The following is a 17,390-nucleotide window of genomic DNA, read 5'->3' as shown; positions in this document are numbered from 1 at the left end:
GACGGTGACGTCGATGGTCGGCAAATTATTGAATGTTGGCTCTGGCTCAGGGGTCGGTTCTGGCTCAGGGGTCGGTTCTGGCTCAGGGGTCGGTTCTGGCTCAGGGGTCGGTTCTGGTTCAGGGATCGGCTCAGGCTCAGGAGTAGGCTCTGGTTCTGGGGTCGGAGCAGGTTCTGGGATTTCATCAGCAGTGGCCGCAGCAACTTCACCACCATCAAATTCAACAAACTCAGCACCCTCTAGTCCACCTTCGGTGCTGAAACTAAGCGGGTCGGTTTCTTCCGCGATACGGGCAACACGGACGAAATCGCTACCACCGCCACCGCCACCGGCACCACCACCGGCTGCAGTCGCGTCAAGAAGGTCAAGTAGATCACCCTCTTCGTCGTCCAGGGCGGCAAGTAGAGCATCAAGATCGTCGTCTTGGGCACTAGCGTCTTCCGTTGCAACGATAAGATCACTAACCAAGTCGGCAGTAACGGCCACTTCTTGGCCGCCCTCTACTACATTGGCGCCCGTACCGTCAGCAAAATCTAACTCTACGCGACCATTATCGGAGGTGATTAGCGTTTCGCCCTCTTGAAGCGTATCACCAATGCGAAGCTCACGTAGATTGCCAGCTTCGTCACGCGCCCATGCTTGCCCTGTAATAGCGATTACCGTTGCTGTTGCCATGTGTCACTCCTAGGTCATTGACCGATCACTGTTTGGTGCCACTTACTCTAGTGAGTTAACACTAGTTAGATTAGCGGCATATGAATCCATCCTAGGGGAGTAAGCAATTAAAAAGTATTGTACCGATGGACAAAAAAATGAGGCCTTTTAGGCCTCATTCTGTAACGCACCAACGACTGATCAGTAATGCCAATATTGGTGAATATTTCCCGGCAATTTATGTTTGGCTATGCTAGGAGCTCAACTGTTCAGCAATCGGGGCCAGCTTAAGGATCAACTGCAGCCGATCCCGTACAGCCAATTTTTTAAAAATGGCGCTTAAATGTGCCTTGACGGTGCGCTCGGTAATATCGAGCTGCCTCGCCACCTCTTTGTTGGTAGCACCACGGGCAACCGCAAGCGCCACTCCTCGCTCACGCTCAGTTAGCAAATCGAGATATTCACTATGCTGAAATGAACCACCTTGGTTGCGCTGCTGCAACGCTTTAAACGAGCCCCCCAACACCTTGGCTAGCAGCTCTTGGCCTACCCATACGCCTTGATTGGATACCACCAAGGCAACCTGCTTAAACACCTCAGGCGCGGCCAGGGTATGCACGTAGCCACGCGCACCAAGATCTAACGCTCTGAGCGCTTCCCGGTCATCCGGCGCATAACTGAGCACCACGGCAACGGCACCTTCAGCAACAATTAAAGGGACTAACTGCGGCCAATGTTCAACCGTGGTGGAAAGCCAAACCAAATCATTCGGTTGAGCCGACTGAAGAATCGTTTCCGGGTCTGATGGAGCAACATTTTCAAATGCGTTTTTCCAACGTCCTTTTAAACTACCGTCGGTGGTAATAAACCAATGCTTCATCAGCGTTCCCCCATGGAATCACGCCACGCTCTTAAGACAGGTTTCAGCATAAACTGCATCACTGTGCGCTTGCCCGTTACTATGTCCACTTGCGCCGTCATGCCGGGAATTACTTGTAGTTTATCGGCGACATTTTCGTTTTCTAAACTGCGCACCCGCACTTGATAGAAGGTATTACCGTCATCATCAGTAATGGTATCGGCGCTAATACGCTCAAGCTCGGCCTGTAAGCCACCATAAATGGCATAGTCATAGGCCGTCAGTTTGATAGTCGCAGGCTGCCCAGGATGCAAAAAGGCGATATCTTGCGGGGCGATGCGCGCCTCAACCAGCAGTTGGTCGTCAGTAGGCACGATTTCAACAACCTCTTCCCCTGGCTGAGCAACACCACCTATGGTGTTGATGTGTATGCGCTGAACAATACCATCAACCGGCGAGCGAATTTCGGTCAGTCGTACCCTATCCTGCAAACCAGTTCCCGATTGTTGCAATGCATTTAGGTCGCCCAACGTTTGAGCCAGATCATTCCGCCACTCACTCCGGCGTTCGGCACCCAGCTCCAGCAATTGCCCTTCTGCTTCTTCCACCCCGGCCTCTAAACGTGAAACAGCGGCATCCGCTTGGTTACGCTCCCCTGTGGCACTAGATACATCTCTCTCTAAGCGCAGCACTTCTACCTCAGACACAGCCCCCGAAGCCAACAGCGGGCGAGTCAAGTTAAGCTCTTGACTGGCCATATTGACTTCACGCTGGGCTGTATCACGGCGAGCTTGCGCCTCTCGCAGCTCTTCCTGACGCTGACGAATGCGGTCATTAAGCACATTTTCTTGTTCGCGCAACTCTTCACGACGGCTTTCATAAACCTCGCGCTCTTGCATCACAATGTCAGGCACTTCTTGACGGAGCTCTTCGGAAGGCTCAAACGCAGTGCCCGTTGCTAGCGCACGTAGCCTTTCAGCACGCGCCTGAAGCGCATAACGCTGGGCACGGTTTTCTCGAAAATCAGAAACAAAGCGCGTAGGGTCGATCTGCATCAGCACTTGACCTGCCTCGACGATCTGCCCTTCGCGAATAAAGATCTGTTCAACAACGCCACCATCAAAAGACTGGATACGCTGTAGTTGGCTTGCAGGGATCACTCGCCCTGCCCCACGGGTTACTTCATCGATAGAAGCAAAATACGCCCACACTAACAACGCAACCACAGTGAGCAGGACGGTATAGAGGAATAACCGTGCACGAATGGGCTCTTGCTGCATACGCGCCCAGTCGGTATCGCTTGCCCAATCGCGGTTTAGGTGGGCAGAGGTCACACGCTTGGCAAACAACCGATCCATAAAAGGGCGAAATGGTTTTTGGCCTTTTTCTGAGAAACGGCCAATGGCGTCAAAACCTTTTTGCTCGGTCGTGGAAGAGGGTTTACGCGCCATTACGATGCCCTCCCGATCTGGCCTTTACGCAATGCCTCTACCACTGTATCCCGCGGGCCATCCGCCACGACCTTGCCGGCATCCATGACAATAATTCGGTCGACCAATGAGAGAAGCGAGGTACGGTGCGTGACCACTAGGATGGTTTTGCCAGCAGCGACGTTTTTAAGGTTGGCTTTAAACGCTTCTTCGCTAGCATTATCCATAGAGCTTGTCGGTTCATCTAACAGCAAAATAGGCGGATCCTGCACTAGCGCACGGGCAATGGCGACAGACTGTTTTTGCCCGCCGGAAAGTGCTTGGCCGCGTTCACCTACTTGCAAATCCACGCCATGTGGATGGTTGTTGACGAGTGACTCTAGGCCGGCCAAGTCAATCGCTCTAAGCAATGCCTCATCCTCAACGCGGTCGCTACCGCCACCCGCCACAATATTGTCCCGCAGAGATCCTGAAAACAGGCTAACGTCTTGAGGAACATAGCCAATATGACGGCGCAGCTGCAGTGGGTCTAACTGGCGAATATCCACGTTATCAACCAGCACGGCCCCCGAGGTTGGCTGATAAAACCCTAGCACTAGCTTGTTTAATGAAGATTTGCCGCAACCAATGCGGCCAAGTAGCGCAACTTTCTCACCGGCTTTGACAGTTATCGATACATCCTTTAGCGCCTCGCGCTCTTCATTGGGGTAACGAAGAGTGACTTTCTCAAGGCGTATATTGCCGGCGAAGCTGGGCTTTTCTACATAAGCCTTGCCTTCATGGCGCTCAACCTTCTTATCCATTACCGCATTGAGTGACTCAAGCGCCGTGGAGGATTGATGATATTGCGCCAGCAGCGCTGCAGCCTGACTTATAGGTGCCATCGCCCGGGAAGAGAGCATATAAGCGGCAATCAACCCACCCTGGGTGAGGTTACCTTCGATGATTTGATATACACCGACGATAATGACGCACACCGCCACACTGTGCTGCGCCCACTGGGCCACGCTGGAGACTGAGGTGCTCACCATCTTAAGCTGCGCGCCAGTACGGGAAAGGAAGGCCGATGATTTTTCCCAGTGGCGCTGGATACGGCTTTCAGCCCGCAGGGCCTTAACATTTTCTAATTGGGAAATAGACTCCACCAACAGTGAGTTGCGCTGTGCGCCGACTTCCCAGGTAGTTTGAGAAAGTTCATGAAGCTTACCCTGAGCAGCCAGCGCGTAGAGCAGCACAAATACGATGCCCACCAATACCGGCAGCACTAGCCAGGGGTTAATCAGCGCGATAATCGCCGCAAACATCAGTACGAACGGAAGATCGACAATCCCCAGAATGGTCGCAGAACCAATAAACGCGCGTACCGACTCAAAAGACTGGAGCGTCGAAGTGAACGAGCCGGTTGATGCGGGGCGCTCTTCTAAACGAAGGCCCAATGCTTTAGCCATGATTGAGGAAGAGAGCTTCACATCCGCACGGCTAGCGGCTAAGTCGACAAAGCTGCTGCGCATTAGCCTGAGTACCAAATCAAAGCACAGCACTATAAAGATGCCTATTGCCAGCACCCATAGCGTTTCCGTTGCCTGATTGGGCACTACTCGGTCATAGACGTTAAGCACGAACAGCGGCATGGCGATGGCGAACACATTGATCGCCACCGACCCCAACACGATATCACGGTAGAGAGATCTATTTTCGCGAATGACGCCCCAAAACCAGTGCTGGTCGCGGCGCTTCTTGACGCCTGGTTCAGACGCGTTATCCACTAGAAACTTAGGACGAACGTATATAGCTTCACCGCTATAGCCCGCATAGAGTTCGTCTAGGGGCAGTTCAACGTTTGATTCAGATAGTTCAGGAAAAATGACGTTCGCTTTTTGCTGTTTGAGATCAATTCCCAACAGCACGCACGCCCTACCTGGCTCCAACAATAGAATAGCGGGGAAGAGCGCTGGGTTAAGCGCCGACAGCTTGCTTTTAACAATTCGCGCCGTCAGTCCAGCACGGGAGGCAGCCCTACCAAATACGGAAGGCGTTAGCTTGCCCTGCTCCAAGGGCAAGCCAGCTCTAAGGGCCTCTGATGACACCTCATGCTGATGAAATGAGGCAACCGCTTTCAAACATTCGAGTAACTCATCGCCTACTGGCTGCTCGCTAGCATTTGCAGCGGCCGGCCTTTCCAGCTTGGTTTGTGTCACAGAGACCTCATTCCCCTAATGCCTATTTAGGCATCTATTTCCCCTATGATTAGCGAAAGCCGCTAACCCTTCGCCGCCAAACGACGAATAACTCTGTTTCTTCACAGCAAACTATTCGAACACGTTAGCCGTTAGTGACCAGCACATCCTCGTGGCCCAATTGCAGGTACTGGGAAATCATGACTGGCTGCTCATTGGCGGCGTAAGACGACGCTAGCGTATCAGCGTGAGCGGGTAACGAAGAAATACCGCGCGTAAAGTCTTCTAAATTAAAGCCACGAGGCCCTTCCGTTCCACAGGCCATCTCAGCGCTAAGTGTGGCGTCGTCGTACCCCAATTCGTCAAGAGTGGGGATATCGTCACGCACCACTTCAAGGGTGTGCATAAGTTGCCCCATTGCTGCTAGCGTACGCGCTTGAGCCAAAGTTAAGTCAAACTCTGCATTCGCGTAGGCTCGGCTGGCTTCGAAGTACTCGTTTTCACTATCAAGCACGTCCAACAAAGTACGTTGACCAATATCAAACTGCTGCTGGTAAGCCCCACGAACCCGGTTGATCGATTGGCGATGATCATTCAGATAGCTCAATTGCTCACCCAAACGCTGGGTATCGTTATAAGCAATTTGCGTGGTTTGACGTACGTTTGTACAGGCCGTTTCGCGCTGATTGACGGCTTGTTCAATACGCGTGGCCGCCGCATCAAAAGCTGCACTATCAGAACCACCGCGATAGAGGTTCATGCTGGCGACCAGTTGAATACTGTGCTCATCACTGCGCCCAGCTATCGAGTCGTCTTGATTATTGGTGCCCGTACGTCCCTGTATATCCAGGCGGGGCATAAAGGCGGCCTTCGCAGCCTCTTGTTCCGCACGTTGCACAGCAATATTTTCAATCGCGGCATGGAACTCAGGGTTCCCCTCAAATGCCATTTCGATCGCTTGGTTGACACCAGCGGGTAGTTCATCGGCCAAGCTAGGTGCAGGCGACATATTCTGAGGAGGAAGTTCGCCTACGATACGCTGATAGCGAGCCGTTACATCGTGCAGGTTCGACGCCTCGGTCATCAAGTTGGATTCGGCTAACGCCAAACGGCCGCTAATTTGCTCTAGGTCAACGCCACGGCCCGCCCCGGAAAGCGCACGCTCTTCAATTTGCGAGAACACACGTTGGTGTTCGCGGTAATTATCTTGAGCTAAACGCACCATCTCGCGGTAGCGAAGCACATCAAGGTAGGTGCGAAAAGCTTCAAGCGTCACCTCTTCACTTGCACCCAGCAGCTCAAAATAGGCAATCAGCCGAGTGCGATCCAAACGCTCTACTTCGCTACGGGTGGCAAACCCATCAAACACCATTTGGGTGAGCGTGAGCTCAGCAAAGTCACTGCTATAGCTTCCGCGCCCATCATTTTGCTGGTCTTGCCGACCCACGCCCGCAGAGATATCAATCGAAGGCAAATAATTACCCTTTGCGACTCTGACATCGCTCCCAGAAGCGCTAAAGTTCGCCCATGCAGCGTTTACATCGGGATTAGTAATGATCGTTTGTTGAATAGTACTGGGAAGATCAGTGGCACCTGGCGCGTAGAGGCTAGCGGGTAGCGACTGCGCTAATGCCGTAAGCGGGACACACGCTAACGTGGTCATTGTCAGCGGCTTAAAAACATGGTGACAGAAGGTTTTTTTTAGTCTCGATACGGCATTTTTTTTCATCGTCAGCGTTCCCTATGATGTGGCACTCATTGCACGCAGCTCATTATTCGTGTGACCCATTGAGCCATGCTGCACTATTGCTTCAAGCGTAAGCTCGCGAAGTCTCATCCCGAAGTGAGCCTGTGTCCCTACGAGCGCCCAATTTTTGAAGTAAACACATGGTAGATAAAACTTAATTAGCTGAGCTTAGCCTAATTTAGTTAATTTCCTACTCATCCTGAGGCTATAAAACCAAATGTCACAAAAAATTACAATAAGAACACCATTAAAACACAAAAAAATATTCAGAATTATTCGTTTTTCTGTGCTTGTTGCAGCCCGAGCCCCAGCAGTATCAGCACTAGCCCAATCAACGTTGAAGGCAAAATAGGCTCTCCCACTACCAGGAAAAGTAACAGCAGTGATACAGGAGGTGAGAGAAAAATCAGGTTGGAGACTTTGGCCGTGCGCGACACTTTATGCACTGCCAACTGCCACAGAATGAAGGCCACCCCCATTTCAAATAGCCCCACATACACACCAGCACCAAAGGCAGGCCAACCGTGCCACTGGTAACCGGGGCCCAGTAATAGCAATAGGGTCAACACAGGTAGGCCAACGCTAAAGTTTTGCCACTGGCCAACAAGGGGTGGTCGGCTATCCCGCGCATTAAGCAGCCAATACAGCGCCCAAAGAAGAGTCGAAGCGAGTGCCAGCACGACCCCTAACGGGTCGGCAAAAGAGACATTTAAAACCGCGCCTCGTGTTGCTATCACCCATACGCCTGCGTAGGCGACCAGCCCAGCAACAATATCCATACGCGTTAAGCGCTGCCCGAGCAAAGGCACGGCCAAAAACGCCATCGCTAAGGCCCAGGTGTAATTTAGTGCCATCGCCTCTTGCCCTGGGAGACGGTCATAGGCGGCGAAGAGCACCAAATAATAAGCCACTGGGTTCATAAGCCCTGCCCACGCTGCTGTCTTCCAACCGGTGCGCAACGCTGTGGCGATATTTCCCTGCTTGATGACCAGCGCCCCCATCAGTGCCCAAGAAACAAGCGCTGCGAGCCACATCAGCTCTAGAGGGCTCATCCAAGCGAGTGCCACTTTGAAGGCCGTTGCCACCGTCGACCATAATGCGACGGCCCCTAAGCCAAACAGGATTGCTTGCCTATCCTGATTCATCGGTCGATATGCCCTAAATCTCGACCCGGCTCCAACTGGTCGCGTACACGCTGTTTAAGAAGCTTGATATCTGGGAAACCGCCATCGCGCTTGCGCTCCCATAACAGCAGATCATCACACCAGATCTCGAACGTACCCCCATGGGAAGGGGCTAATGAGACCTCGCTTAAACCTTCACCAAAGGTTGAGAGCAATTCCTGTGCATACCAACCACTGCGCAGCAGCCATTGGCATTGCGTGCAATAACGGATTTGAATACGTGACATCCCTGATCTCCCAGGCAAGTTAATGTGGCATTCTAAAAGGATATTCTGTCATTTTGAGATGGCTTGAGATAGCTCTCTTGAGACAGGTCGCTTGAGATAGGTCGATTAAGAAGGAGTCCCAATGGCCGAACATAACGTTTCACAAACTCGCCTGTATGAGTGGCTAACGGGCGATGACGACAGCCGCATGTGCGACGACATACCTGAAAGCGCCTGCGACGAACAACCGCGTAATTTTTTTCTACATATATGGGCCTCTTTGGGCAATAAACTGGCTGACGAGCTGTCGAGCGCGCGTTTAGTCTTACCCTGGCTGATGGGCATTATTGGCGCTCCCATCTGGATGGTAGGTCTGCTGGTCCCCATCCGAGAATCGGGTGCCCTGCTGCCGCAAATCTTCGTAGCGGGGTTTATTCGCTTAAAACCTAAGCGCAAATGGGTGTGGGTGGTCGGCGCGCTGACCCAAGCCTTCGCTGCCTTAACGCTTGCCGTACTGGCGTTGTTCGCCACCGGCACCTTGGGCGGAGCGTTAGTGCTCACAGCATTAGTTCTGCTCTCACTGGCACGTGGCTTATCCTCAATTGCCACAAAAGATGTGCTGGGCAAAACCATTGCCAAGCGCCGCCGCGGTACGCTAATGGGCTGGAGCGGCAGCATTGCTGGTGGTGCAACGCTGGTCGCTGGGACACTGCTAATGTTGTTTGAGAGCCGACCCGGCCATTTAGTGGTGGCGATACTGCTGGCCATAGCTGCCTGCGGGTGGCTAATCAATGCCATCGCCGCCGCACGCATCAAAGAAGCCCCTGGGGCAGTAGAAGGCGGCGAAAACGGCTGGGACAGTATTAAACAGGGACTGTCGCTGTTAAAAGATGACCGTACTTTTTTACACTTCAACCTTGCCAGGGCGCTGCTGCTCTCAAGTGCACTCGCCCTACCCTACATCGCCCTGCTAGGGCAAAACCAAAGCGGCACCGACCTGGGAGGCCTGGGTATACTGATTGTGATGTCGGGGCTGGCCGCGATGGTAGCTAGCCCGGTATGGGGGAAACGGGCGGATCAGTCGAGCCGTGGCGTGATGCGCGATGCGGCGATCGGTACCGCCATTTGCTGCATAATGGGCGCTAGTTTAGCTTGGTTACCCGGCGAGTGGACACACAGCATATGGCCCTATGCGGCAGTTTATGCACTACTCGTGATTGTTCACCACGGCGTACGCTTAGGGCGTAAAACCTACCTCGTCGATATGGCCAGCCAAGATAATCGTGCGCTTTACGTGGCGCTCTCGAATACCTTAACCGGCGTATTAATGTTGATTGTAGGTGGCCTTATTGGCGCTTTTGCCCAGTGGTTTGGTAGCGGCACATTATTCCTCATGCTAGCGGCTACCGCCGTGGGGGCCATACTTAGCACCCATCAATTACCTGAAGTCGAGTGACGCGCCACTGGTAACCACATGTATTCAAGCGTGCTATCGAGAGCTCTACCTACATTAGCGTAACGTTTGCGATTGCAATGCGTGACAACGCTCGCCATGATAGGGCCGAATAGCAGTGATGTAGTGGCGCCTTTGCTATGCTGCCTATAATAAGTGATTGGAAATTCCGTTAGCTCATGGGCGAAAGCGACTGTGAACGACGGAAAGGATTGGAGCTGCAACAGGAACCCCTTGATGAAACGATCTCCATTGATCAGTCCAGAATTGCTCGAACGTATTGTTGACGCATCGGAAGACGGCATTGTCGTTGCCGAACAGGAAGGGGATGAAAATATCCTCATCTACGTCAACAAAGGCTTTGAGCGCTTGACGGGCTATAGTGCTGATGAAATTCTGTATCGCGATTGCCGCTTTTTACAGAACGAAGACCGCGACCAGGACGCGCTTGTCGCCATTCGAGATGCGCTAAACGAGGGCCGACCTTCTCGAGAAGTACTGCGTAATTATCGCAAAGACGGCACCATGTTTTGGAATGAACTTTCCATTACGCCGGTCTATGACGAAGCAGACAAGCTGATGTATTACATTGGCGTGCAAAAAGATGTAACGGAGCGTGTAGAAACACAGCTTGCGCTAGCGGAGTTACAAAAGCAGCGAGAAAACAGCTAATCATTAACTTTCTCACTAAAAAAAACTATAAAGCTTGAACTTCATCCCAACTGGCGTTATATAGCGGCAAGGCGCTTGAATTGCGCTAGGCGCTTCACTTTGCAGTTGGCATGTGTTTAATAAACTGCACATGTACTCGCGTGAAGCCGTTGTTACGCCGGCACGCCGGCTGGGTTGGAGGACATCACATGAGCCGTGATCCCCTAAGTCGTGAGACCCTAAGTCATGAAACCTTAGGCAACGAAACACTCGACTCAGATGAGTTCGAAAGCTTAGACGCCGTCAATGACGACCACTACAACAGAAGCAAACCGAGCAAAGCTGACAGCTTACGCGCGCGGCGCCAAGTCGAGGCGTGGTTGGAAGAGCGACGACTTCAGCGCGCCATCGAAGATGACTGGGACGAAGAAGAGTAATCCTTGAGCAGCTTGGCCTTCTCAGCAAATGAGCGGGCCTGGCTAGCCAACACCTCAAGTAGCCTAGCCTTTCCTGGTGCAGACCACTATCATCACGCTTCAGCCAGCAATAAGAGCCAGCAGCCTGCTGCTGTCGCTTTCTTCTTTTCAACAACTTAACGGATCTCCATGGCGCAATACGTTTTCACCATGAACCGGGTTGGCAAAGTAGTGCCGCCCAAAAAGCAAATTCTCAAGGATATTTCGCTCTCGTTTTTCCCTGGCGCCAAAATCGGCGTTCTGGGGCTTAACGGTTCGGGCAAATCCACACTGCTGCGCATTATGGCCGGTGTCGATAAAGAGTTTGAAGGTGAAGCTCGTCCGATGCCTGGCATCAATGTTGGCTACCTTCCACAGGAGCCGCAGCTAGATGACGAGAAAAACGTCCGCGACACCGTCGAAGAAGCACTGGGGGCGATCAAAGATGCCCAGGAGAAGTTGGATGGGGTGTATGCGGCCTACGCAGAGCCCGACGCCGACTTTGATGCGCTAGCCAGCGAGCAGGCCCGGCTTGAAAATATTATCGAAGCTGCTGATGCGCATAACCTGGAACGCAAACTTGACGTTGCTGCCGAAGCACTGCGACTCCCCCCCTGGGATGCCAAAGTGGGCAACCTCTCAGGTGGTGAGCGCCGTCGTGTAGCACTCTGCCGCTTACTGCTCTCCAGCCCCGATATGCTGCTGCTTGACGAGCCTACCAACCACCTGGATGCAGAATCGGTGGCTTGGCTTGAACGCTTCCTTCACGACTATAACGGTACAGTAGTGGCGATCACCCACGACCGCTACTTCCTGGACAACGTGGCGGGTTGGATTTTGGAGCTTGATCGTGGCCAAGGCATACCCTTCGAGGGTAACTACTCCCAGTGGCTGGAGCAGAAAGATCAGCGTTTGAACCAGGAAGCCAAGCAGGAAGCCTCGCGTCAGAAAGCCATCAAGCAAGAGCTTGAGTGGGTGCGCAGTAACGCCAAAGGCCGCCAGGCAAAGAGCAAAGCACGCCTCAACCGCTTTGAAGAGATGCAGTCTGGCGACTTCCAAAAGCGTAATGAGACCAATGAAATTTATATTCCGCCTGGCCCGCGCCTGGGCGATAACGTCATTGAGTTTCGTGATGTGGCTAAACGCTTCGATGACAAGCTGCTCTACCAGAACCTCTCCTTCACCATTCCCCAGGGTGCGATCGTTGGTATCGTCGGTGGTAACGGTGCGGGTAAATCGACGCTCTTTAAACTGATTACCGGTAAAGAGCAGCCGGACGAAGGCGAAGTCCTGGTGGGTGAAACGGTCGATATCGCTTACGTCGAACAGCTACGCGACGGCTTAGATGACAAGCAGAGCGTGTGGGAAGCCGTTTCGGATGGTCAGGATATCCTTAATATTAACGGCTACGAAGTCTCCTCGCGTGCCTATGTGGGTCGCTTCAACTTTAAGGGTAACGACCAGCAGAAGCGTTTGTCGGAGCTTTCCGGTGGTGAGCGCGGTCGCTTACAGCTTGCCCAAACGCTCAAGCAAGGCGCTAACGTGCTGCTGCTCGATGAGCCCTCCAACGACCTGGATATTGAAACCCTGCGGGCACTGGAGGACGCGCTTCTAGCCTTCCCGGGCTGCGCTATGGTGATCTCTCACGATCGTTGGTTCCTTGACCGTATCGCCACGCACATTATGGCCTTTGAAGGTGACTCTGAAGTGGTCTTATTTGAAGGCAACTACGCGGAGTACGAAGAGGATCATAGAAAGCGGGTCGGAAACGATACGCCTAAGCGCATGAAGTATAAGCGTATTGATGCTTAATCATTAGCATCACGCTGGCAGTCAATGCTGACAGCAAAAGGCCCCGCAGAGCGGGGCCTTTTAGTTTGTGTTTGCACTGACGCTAGTGCAAAGCCCTAACGTCTGCGGCCGGTAAAAAATGACACAAGAAACAAAATAAGAAACAGCACAAACAAAATTTGCGCAATGGTGGACGCCGCCCCGGCAATGCCAGAAAAACCGACCGCCCCAGCGATGATCGCAATAATTAAAAACAGCACTGCATTGCCTAGCATCTTCTTGCTCCTCTCCTTGGTAACGACTTCCCTACACCGCCACTTAACCCATTATGCAACGTGAATATGTCTCAGAGATGATAGGCGCTTTTAGTCATTACCTTAGAGGCCAGCCGTATGCCCCACTTCACCGGTGCCGGAAAGCGAACGCCCCCCGCTTCTAAGGCAAGCTGAGCATGGTGAGCTTCATCAACTGCCATCTGGCGCAGTATGGCGCGGGAGCGGTTGTCACCACGGGGTAGCGACTGTTGGTGTGAATCAAGATGCTTACCTACCTGCTCTTCGGTCGCGGCAACCAATCCCAAACTAATACGATCACTGACCGCCCCAGTGGCCGCGCCAATGCCAAAGGAAGCGGCATAAAACAACGGGTTTAAGCAGCTTGTTCGGCTCTGCAACTGCTCTAGACGCTCATCACACCAGGCAAGATGATCGATCTCCTCTAGCGCCGACTGCTCCATCTGGTGACGCACATGAGGAAGTTTAGCGGTCACGCCCTGCCCCTGATACAGCGCTTGAACACACACCTCACCAGAATGGTTGATACGCATCAAACCTGCTGCATGGCGGCGTTCTTGATCGTCGAACGTTCCCTCAGCCACACCTTCAGCGGGGCTGGTGCGCTGTGGTGAAGCAGCGTGTGGCATAAGCGTTCGTAAAACGGTATCGAACTGATGTATCAGGCGATCTGAACGACTCTGTTGACGATCCATGGCAACACTCCGTTGACTTGCGATAGCGATCTGCCGAACTCAACCGGCAGGCCATGTGAATGCACGCCCACCGAGTAGATGCATATGAATATGGTAGACCGTTTGTCCGCCCATTTCGTTGCAGTTCATCACCACGCGGTAGCCATCTTCAGCAAACCCCTGCTCGCGGGCAAGCTTGGCGGCGGTAAACTGAAGCCGCCCTACTGTGGCAATATCAGCCTCATCGATATCATTGAGCGTGGCGATATGCTTTTTAGGAATGATTAGCTGATGAGTAGGCGCCTGGGGGCCAATATCATTGAATGCCAACACGTGGTCATCTTCATAAACGATATCAGCGGGAATTTCACGGTTAATGATTTTACAAAACAGACAATCCATACAGCTCTCCTTTATTAACTACTTGCCACTTAAGTGTCGAATTATCTCTGCCAGTCTGATGATTGCACCGATGAATTGCACCGGTGAGAGGTAGCTTCAAGCCCACGACCTTTTAACGAAATCGTCTCTGGGAAAGAAGATGCCTAACCAAGGGGGCAAGAATCAACTCCATCGCCAGCGACATCCGCGCCCCCGGCACCACCAACGTGTGCGGACGGGTCATAAACGAGTCCTTAATCATCGCCAGCAGCCAAGGGAAATCAACGGTGGAGGGATCACGAAAACGGATGACCACGAACGACTCAGCGTCGGTGGGAATATCCTGAACTTCAAAGGGGTTAGAGGTATCGACGGTGGGCACACGTTGAAAATTGATATGAGTACGCGAAAACTGCGGTTGGATGTAGCGCACATAGTCATCCATCCGACCCAGGATAGTGTCAATGACCGCTTCTTGTGAGTAGCCCCGCAGCTTAGTGTCACGGTCGATCTTTTGAATCCATTCAAGATTCATGGTTGGCGCCACACCAACCAACAGATCCACATGGCGGGCAATGTCATACTCCTCAGTGACCAGCCCACCATGTAAACCTTCATAAAACAGCAGGTCGGTACCACAGGGAAGCGACTGCCACTCGGTGAAAGTACCTACCCGGCAGCCTGCTTCAATTTTCTGCTTATCCTCAGCATGGATATAGTGCCGAAAAGTCCCCGAACCGTGTTCGCCATACTCACTAAACAACCCTTCCAGACGATCCAGCAAATTCGCCTCTACGGCAAAATGCGAAAGTTCGTCTTTGCGTTCTGGCTCTTCTCGGAAGATGCGGTGCAGGTCATCACGGGTATAGCGGTGAAAGGCATCGCCATCGACCATTGCTGCATGCACATCTTCGCGCAGAAACATGCGCTCAAAGCTGCGCTTCACGGTGGTGGTACCCGCCCCTGAGGAACCGGTTACCGCGATAATCGGATACTCCCGAGACATCAGCCATACCTCGCGTGGGAAAGCGCTTGTTTAACCTGCTCGGGTACTTCGACAGGACGCCCAGTAGCACGATCAATCAGTAGCTGATTGATCCGTGCGGTAGCGACTACCTGCTGAGAATCTGCCTGGTAGATGCGCTGATAGATCGTCAACGCTTTGCCTTGGGGCTCGGGTACAGCGGTGGCAATCGTTAGGCCATCGGGCCAGCGCGCTTCACTTTGATACTGAACGGCGAGATCAGCGACCACCGAAGGGTATCCCTGCATATCCCACTCAGGCAGATCCAGTGCAGCAAAGGCTTGAATGCGCGCCTCGTGGAGCAGTGATACCAGCGCATCATGCCCTAAGTGACGGCCGTAGTTCATATCGGTTACCCTCACGGCCAAGGGGTGACGATGTATGACCGCCTCAGCGGGAAAGTCCAGCTTGACACGCTCCATGCCCTGTTTCCTCGTCAGTATTAGCTTAGCGTAAGGCGTGCTTACTCCTCTCGGGCAATCGCCCTGAAGGCGATATCACGGCGACACTCGACGCCGTCCCAGTGAATAGCATTAACGCCTTGGTACGCTTGCTGCTGCGCCGCTGAGACGCTATTGCCCAATGCCGTTACACACAGCACACGGCCACCTGCCGTAATAATCTCGCCCTGGGAATCCTGCGCGGTACCGGCGTGGAACACTTTGCAGCCCGTTTCTTCAGCCGCAGCTAAACCGTGAATCACGTCACCCTTGCGGTAGCTGCCAGGGTAGCCTCCGGCCGCCAGCACCACGCCCACCGCTGCACGGGAATCCCATTCGCAGCGTTGCCCATCCAGCTTGCCCTGGGCACCCGCTAAGCAAAGCTCAGCGAAGTCAGAGGTTAAGCGCAGCATGATTGGCTGAGTTTCAGGATCACCAAAGCGGCAGTTGTACTCAATAACCTTGGGGTTACCCGCCGCGTCGATCATCAGGCCTGCATATAAGAACCCTGTATAAGCATTGCCTTCTGCAGCCATGCCCCTCACGGTGGGCAGAATGACCTGCTCCATGATACGTGCATCAACCTCGGGCGTGACCACAGGCGCTGGTGAATAGGCGCCCATACCGCCGGTATTAGGGCCGGTATCACCATCATAAGCGCGTTTGTGGTCTTGGCTGGTGGCCATGGGTACCACATGCTCGCCGTCCACCATGACGATAAAGCTCGCCTCTTCGCCCTCCAGAAACTCTTCGATAACCACGCGAGCGCCTGCACCGCCGAAGGCATTGGCCTCCAGCATATCGCGAATAGCAGCCTCAGCTTCGGCTTCACTCAGCGCCACGATGACGCCTTTGCCCGCTGCTAGGCCATCCGCCTTAATCACAATGGGTGCGCCCATTTTGCTTAAATAGGCAAGCGCAGAGTCTACGTCAGTAAACGTTTGGTAGTCAGCCGAAGGAATATCATGACGGGCCAGGAAGTCCTTGGTAAATGATTTTGAGCCTTCCAACTGAGCAGCCGCCTGAGTAGGGCCAAAGATAGTCAGACCGGCCGCTTGGAACCGGTCAACAACACCTTCAACCAAGGGAGCCTCCGGCCCCACCACGGTCAAGCCAATCTGCTCATCACGGGCAAAAGCGACCAGGCTGTCGAGATCCGTTGCGGCAATCGCTACGTTGGTCAGCTTCGCTTCCGCCGCGGTGCCGGCATTGCCGGGGGCGACAAAGACCTGCTCAACCTGGGTAGATTGCGCCAATTTCCAAGCCAGGGCGTGCTCGCGACCACCGCCGCCTATCATCAAAACCTTCATGTGCATCCTTCTCAAACGGGAGAGCGTATATCGGCGGCATTATGCCACAGCGCAGCACCAAGTGGGGTCAGGAGGAGGGTTTGTTATCTTTGCTGGTATCGTTGCTATCGCTCTCAGGCTGCTCAGCATCACTCGACTCATCGGCTTGACCCGGCTGATTCAAGGTATTTTGCCAAAAGCGCATGTTCTCTTCGGCAAGCTCACGCATAAATTCTAACGGCGTGTTGCGCATTGCCTGTTTCCACTGGCTCTGCAAACGTTTCTGCTGCTCCAACATCAGTTGCGTACCCTGTTCGAGGTAACGCGACAGCGGCAACGGTGAGGTCATATCGTAAACCCGGATAAGCTGCGCTAGAAGATCGTTTGAAAACACTTCCGCTTCGCTATCCGCTTGCTCCTGCTCAATAATGATAGAGAGCAGAATAGTCCGCGTCAGGTCTTCTCCGCTTTTGGCATCTTCCACCCTGAACGGCTCTTCTTCGATGATTAAACGACGCAGGTCTTCCAGCGTCACATAACGACTCTGCTGAGTATCGTACAACCTGCGGTTTGCATATTTGCGAATTACGCGCACGGCGCATCTCCTTAAACGCGATAGGGACTTTTTTATTCCCGTTACTGGTTCCGTTGCTGATATTGTGCCTGCACCACGCGCCTATGC

At 53.2% G+C, this 17,390-nt stretch carries 18 protein-coding genes; 4 read left to right on the top strand and 14 right to left on the bottom strand.

All coding sequences use genetic code 11. The features are described 5' to 3' along the window. The 7 genes from HALTITAN_RS15645 to HALTITAN_RS15615 all read right to left on the bottom strand — a co-directional run. Positions 1-675: retention module-containing protein (locus HALTITAN_RS15645; protein WP_009287563.1), on the bottom strand; the 675-nt coding region annotated here is incomplete at its 3' end. 232 nt (positions 676-907) lie between these two features. After that, positions 908-1,534 carry a helix-turn-helix transcriptional regulator gene (locus HALTITAN_RS15640; RefSeq protein WP_039859696.1) on the bottom strand — a complete coding sequence of 209 codons (627 nt, stop codon included), beginning with the start codon at positions 1,532-1,534 and terminating at the stop codon, positions 908-910. Further along, on the bottom strand, positions 1,534-2,964 hold the full coding sequence (locus HALTITAN_RS15635; protein WP_009287685.1) for an HlyD family type I secretion periplasmic adaptor subunit: 1,431 nt from the start codon (positions 2,962-2,964) through the stop codon (positions 1,534-1,536). The genes HALTITAN_RS15640 and HALTITAN_RS15635 overlap by 1 nt, the downstream gene beginning before the upstream one ends. After that, the gene (locus tag HALTITAN_RS15630) at positions 2,964-5,141 is read right to left on the bottom strand and encodes a type I secretion system permease/ATPase (RefSeq protein ID WP_009287684.1); all 2,178 of its coding nucleotides are present in this window, start codon (positions 5,139-5,141) and stop codon (positions 2,964-2,966) included. The genes HALTITAN_RS15635 and HALTITAN_RS15630 overlap by 1 nt, the downstream gene beginning before the upstream one ends. A gap of 124 nt (positions 5,142-5,265) precedes the next feature. Continuing rightward, complete coding sequence (locus HALTITAN_RS15625; RefSeq protein ID WP_223827925.1) at positions 5,266-6,783, bottom strand: TolC family outer membrane protein; 1,518 nt, start codon at positions 6,781-6,783, stop codon at positions 5,266-5,268. Positions 6,784-7,139: 356 nt separating this feature from the next. Beyond that, positions 7,140-8,012: a DMT family transporter gene (locus HALTITAN_RS15620; protein ID WP_009287682.1), complete on the bottom strand. Its 873-nt coding sequence runs from the start codon at positions 8,010-8,012 to the stop codon at positions 7,140-7,142. Continuing rightward, positions 8,009-8,278 (bottom strand): Rdx family protein, encoded by a 270-nt coding sequence (locus HALTITAN_RS15615; RefSeq protein WP_027960154.1) that lies wholly within the window; start codon positions 8,276-8,278, stop codon positions 8,009-8,011. Before HALTITAN_RS15615 ends, HALTITAN_RS15620 begins: the two co-directional genes overlap by 4 nt. Positions 8,279-8,399: 121 nt before the next feature. Between HALTITAN_RS15615 and HALTITAN_RS15610 the strand changes: the two genes are divergently transcribed. The 4 genes from HALTITAN_RS15610 (at position 8,400) to ettA (ending at position 12,628) form a co-directional block, all read left to right on the top strand. After that, on the top strand, positions 8,400-9,713 hold the full coding sequence (locus tag HALTITAN_RS15610; RefSeq protein WP_039859694.1) for an MFS transporter: 1,314 nt from the start codon (positions 8,400-8,402) through the stop codon (positions 9,711-9,713). Positions 9,714-9,947: 234 nt separating this feature from the next. After that, entirely contained in the window at positions 9,948-10,382 is a 435-nt protein-coding gene (locus tag HALTITAN_RS15605; protein ID WP_022522746.1) for a PAS domain S-box protein, read from the top strand. 188 nt (positions 10,383-10,570) lie between these two features. After that, the gene (locus HALTITAN_RS15600; protein WP_022522745.1) at positions 10,571-10,798 is read left to right on the top strand and encodes a PA3496 family putative envelope integrity protein; all 228 of its coding nucleotides are present in this window, start codon (positions 10,571-10,573) and stop codon (positions 10,796-10,798) included. A gap of 168 nt (positions 10,799-10,966) precedes the next feature. Further along, on the top strand, positions 10,967-12,628 hold the full coding sequence (ettA, locus tag HALTITAN_RS15595; RefSeq protein WP_009287680.1) for an energy-dependent translational throttle protein EttA: 1,662 nt from the start codon (positions 10,967-10,969) through the stop codon (positions 12,626-12,628). Positions 12,629-12,723: 95 nt separating this feature from the next. Here the strand turns inward: ettA and HALTITAN_RS24925 are convergent, their stop codons facing one another. The 7 genes from HALTITAN_RS24925 to phaR form a co-directional block, all read right to left on the bottom strand. Further along, positions 12,724-12,882, bottom strand: coding sequence for a DUF1328 domain-containing protein (locus HALTITAN_RS24925; RefSeq protein ID WP_022522744.1), 159 nt, complete (start codon positions 12,880-12,882; stop codon positions 12,724-12,726). A 71-nt stretch (positions 12,883-12,953) separates the two neighbouring features. Then, positions 12,954-13,595, bottom strand: coding sequence for a 2-polyprenyl-3-methyl-6-methoxy-1,4-benzoquinone monooxygenase (coq7, locus tag HALTITAN_RS15585; protein WP_009287679.1), 642 nt, complete (start codon positions 13,593-13,595; stop codon positions 12,954-12,956). Between the two features lie 39 nt (positions 13,596-13,634). Further along, on the bottom strand, positions 13,635-13,976 hold the full coding sequence (locus HALTITAN_RS15580; protein WP_022522743.1) for a histidine triad nucleotide-binding protein: 342 nt from the start codon (positions 13,974-13,976) through the stop codon (positions 13,635-13,637). Positions 13,977-14,088: 112 nt separating this feature from the next. Then, entirely contained in the window at positions 14,089-14,961 is an 873-nt protein-coding gene (locus HALTITAN_RS15575) for a phosphoribulokinase (RefSeq protein WP_009287678.1), read from the bottom strand. Beyond that, on the bottom strand, positions 14,961-15,401 hold the full coding sequence (locus HALTITAN_RS15570; protein ID WP_039859692.1) for an acyl-CoA thioesterase: 441 nt from the start codon (positions 15,399-15,401) through the stop codon (positions 14,961-14,963). The genes HALTITAN_RS15575 and HALTITAN_RS15570 overlap by 1 nt, the downstream gene beginning before the upstream one ends. 41 nt (positions 15,402-15,442) lie before the next feature. Continuing rightward, positions 15,443-16,729, bottom strand: a complete 1,287-nt coding sequence (purD, locus tag HALTITAN_RS15565; RefSeq protein WP_022522741.1) for a phosphoribosylamine--glycine ligase — start codon at positions 16,727-16,729, stop codon at positions 15,443-15,445. Positions 16,730-16,796: 67 nt separating this feature from the next. Next, positions 16,797-17,303: a polyhydroxyalkanoate synthesis repressor PhaR gene (gene phaR / locus HALTITAN_RS15560; protein ID WP_009287676.1), complete on the bottom strand. Its 507-nt coding sequence runs from the start codon at positions 17,301-17,303 to the stop codon at positions 16,797-16,799. Positions 17,304-17,390: the final 87 nt, after the last annotated feature.

This window comes from Vreelandella titanicae BH1 (assembly GCF_000336575.1).
Lineage (GTDB): Bacteria > Pseudomonadota > Gammaproteobacteria > Pseudomonadales > Halomonadaceae > Vreelandella > Vreelandella titanicae.
This window is presented reverse-complemented; position numbering and strand designations above follow the sequence as displayed.

Coding starts and splice junctions, on each gene's coding strand:
- HALTITAN_RS15640 (WP_039859696.1), bottom strand. CDS start 1,534: ATGAAGCATTGGTTTATTACCACCGACGGTAGTTTAAAAGGACGTTGG.
- HALTITAN_RS15635 (WP_009287685.1), bottom strand. CDS start 2,964: ATGGCGCGTAAACCCTCTTCCACGACCGAGCAAAAAGGTTTTGACGCC.
- HALTITAN_RS15625 (WP_223827925.1), bottom strand. CDS start 6,783: ATGACCACGTTAGCGTGTGTCCCGCTTACGGCATTAGCGCAGTCGCTA.
- HALTITAN_RS15620 (WP_009287682.1), bottom strand. CDS start 8,012: ATGAATCAGGATAGGCAAGCAATCCTGTTTGGCTTAGGGGCCGTCGCA.
- HALTITAN_RS15615 (WP_027960154.1), bottom strand. CDS start 8,278: ATGTCACGTATTCAAATCCGTTATTGCACGCAATGCCAATGGCTGCTG.
- HALTITAN_RS15610 (WP_039859694.1), top strand. CDS start 8,400: ATGGCCGAACATAACGTTTCACAAACTCGCCTGTATGAGTGGCTAACG.
- HALTITAN_RS15605 (WP_022522746.1), top strand. CDS start 9,948: ATGAAACGATCTCCATTGATCAGTCCAGAATTGCTCGAACGTATTGTT.
- HALTITAN_RS15600 (WP_022522745.1), top strand. CDS start 10,571: ATGAGCCGTGATCCCCTAAGTCGTGAGACCCTAAGTCATGAAACCTTA.
- ettA (WP_009287680.1), top strand. CDS start 10,967: ATGGCGCAATACGTTTTCACCATGAACCGGGTTGGCAAAGTAGTGCCG.
- HALTITAN_RS24925 (WP_022522744.1), bottom strand. CDS start 12,882: ATGCTAGGCAATGCAGTGCTGTTTTTAATTATTGCGATCATCGCTGGG.
- coq7 (WP_009287679.1), bottom strand. CDS start 13,595: ATGGATCGTCAACAGAGTCGTTCAGATCGCCTGATACATCAGTTCGAT.
- HALTITAN_RS15580 (WP_022522743.1), bottom strand. CDS start 13,976: ATGGATTGTCTGTTTTGTAAAATCATTAACCGTGAAATTCCCGCTGAT.
- HALTITAN_RS15575 (WP_009287678.1), bottom strand. CDS start 14,961: ATGTCTCGGGAGTATCCGATTATCGCGGTAACCGGTTCCTCAGGGGCG.
- HALTITAN_RS15570 (WP_039859692.1), bottom strand. CDS start 15,401: ATGGAGCGTGTCAAGCTGGACTTTCCCGCTGAGGCGGTCATACATCGT.
- purD (WP_022522741.1), bottom strand. CDS start 16,729: ATGAAGGTTTTGATGATAGGCGGCGGTGGTCGCGAGCACGCCCTGGCT.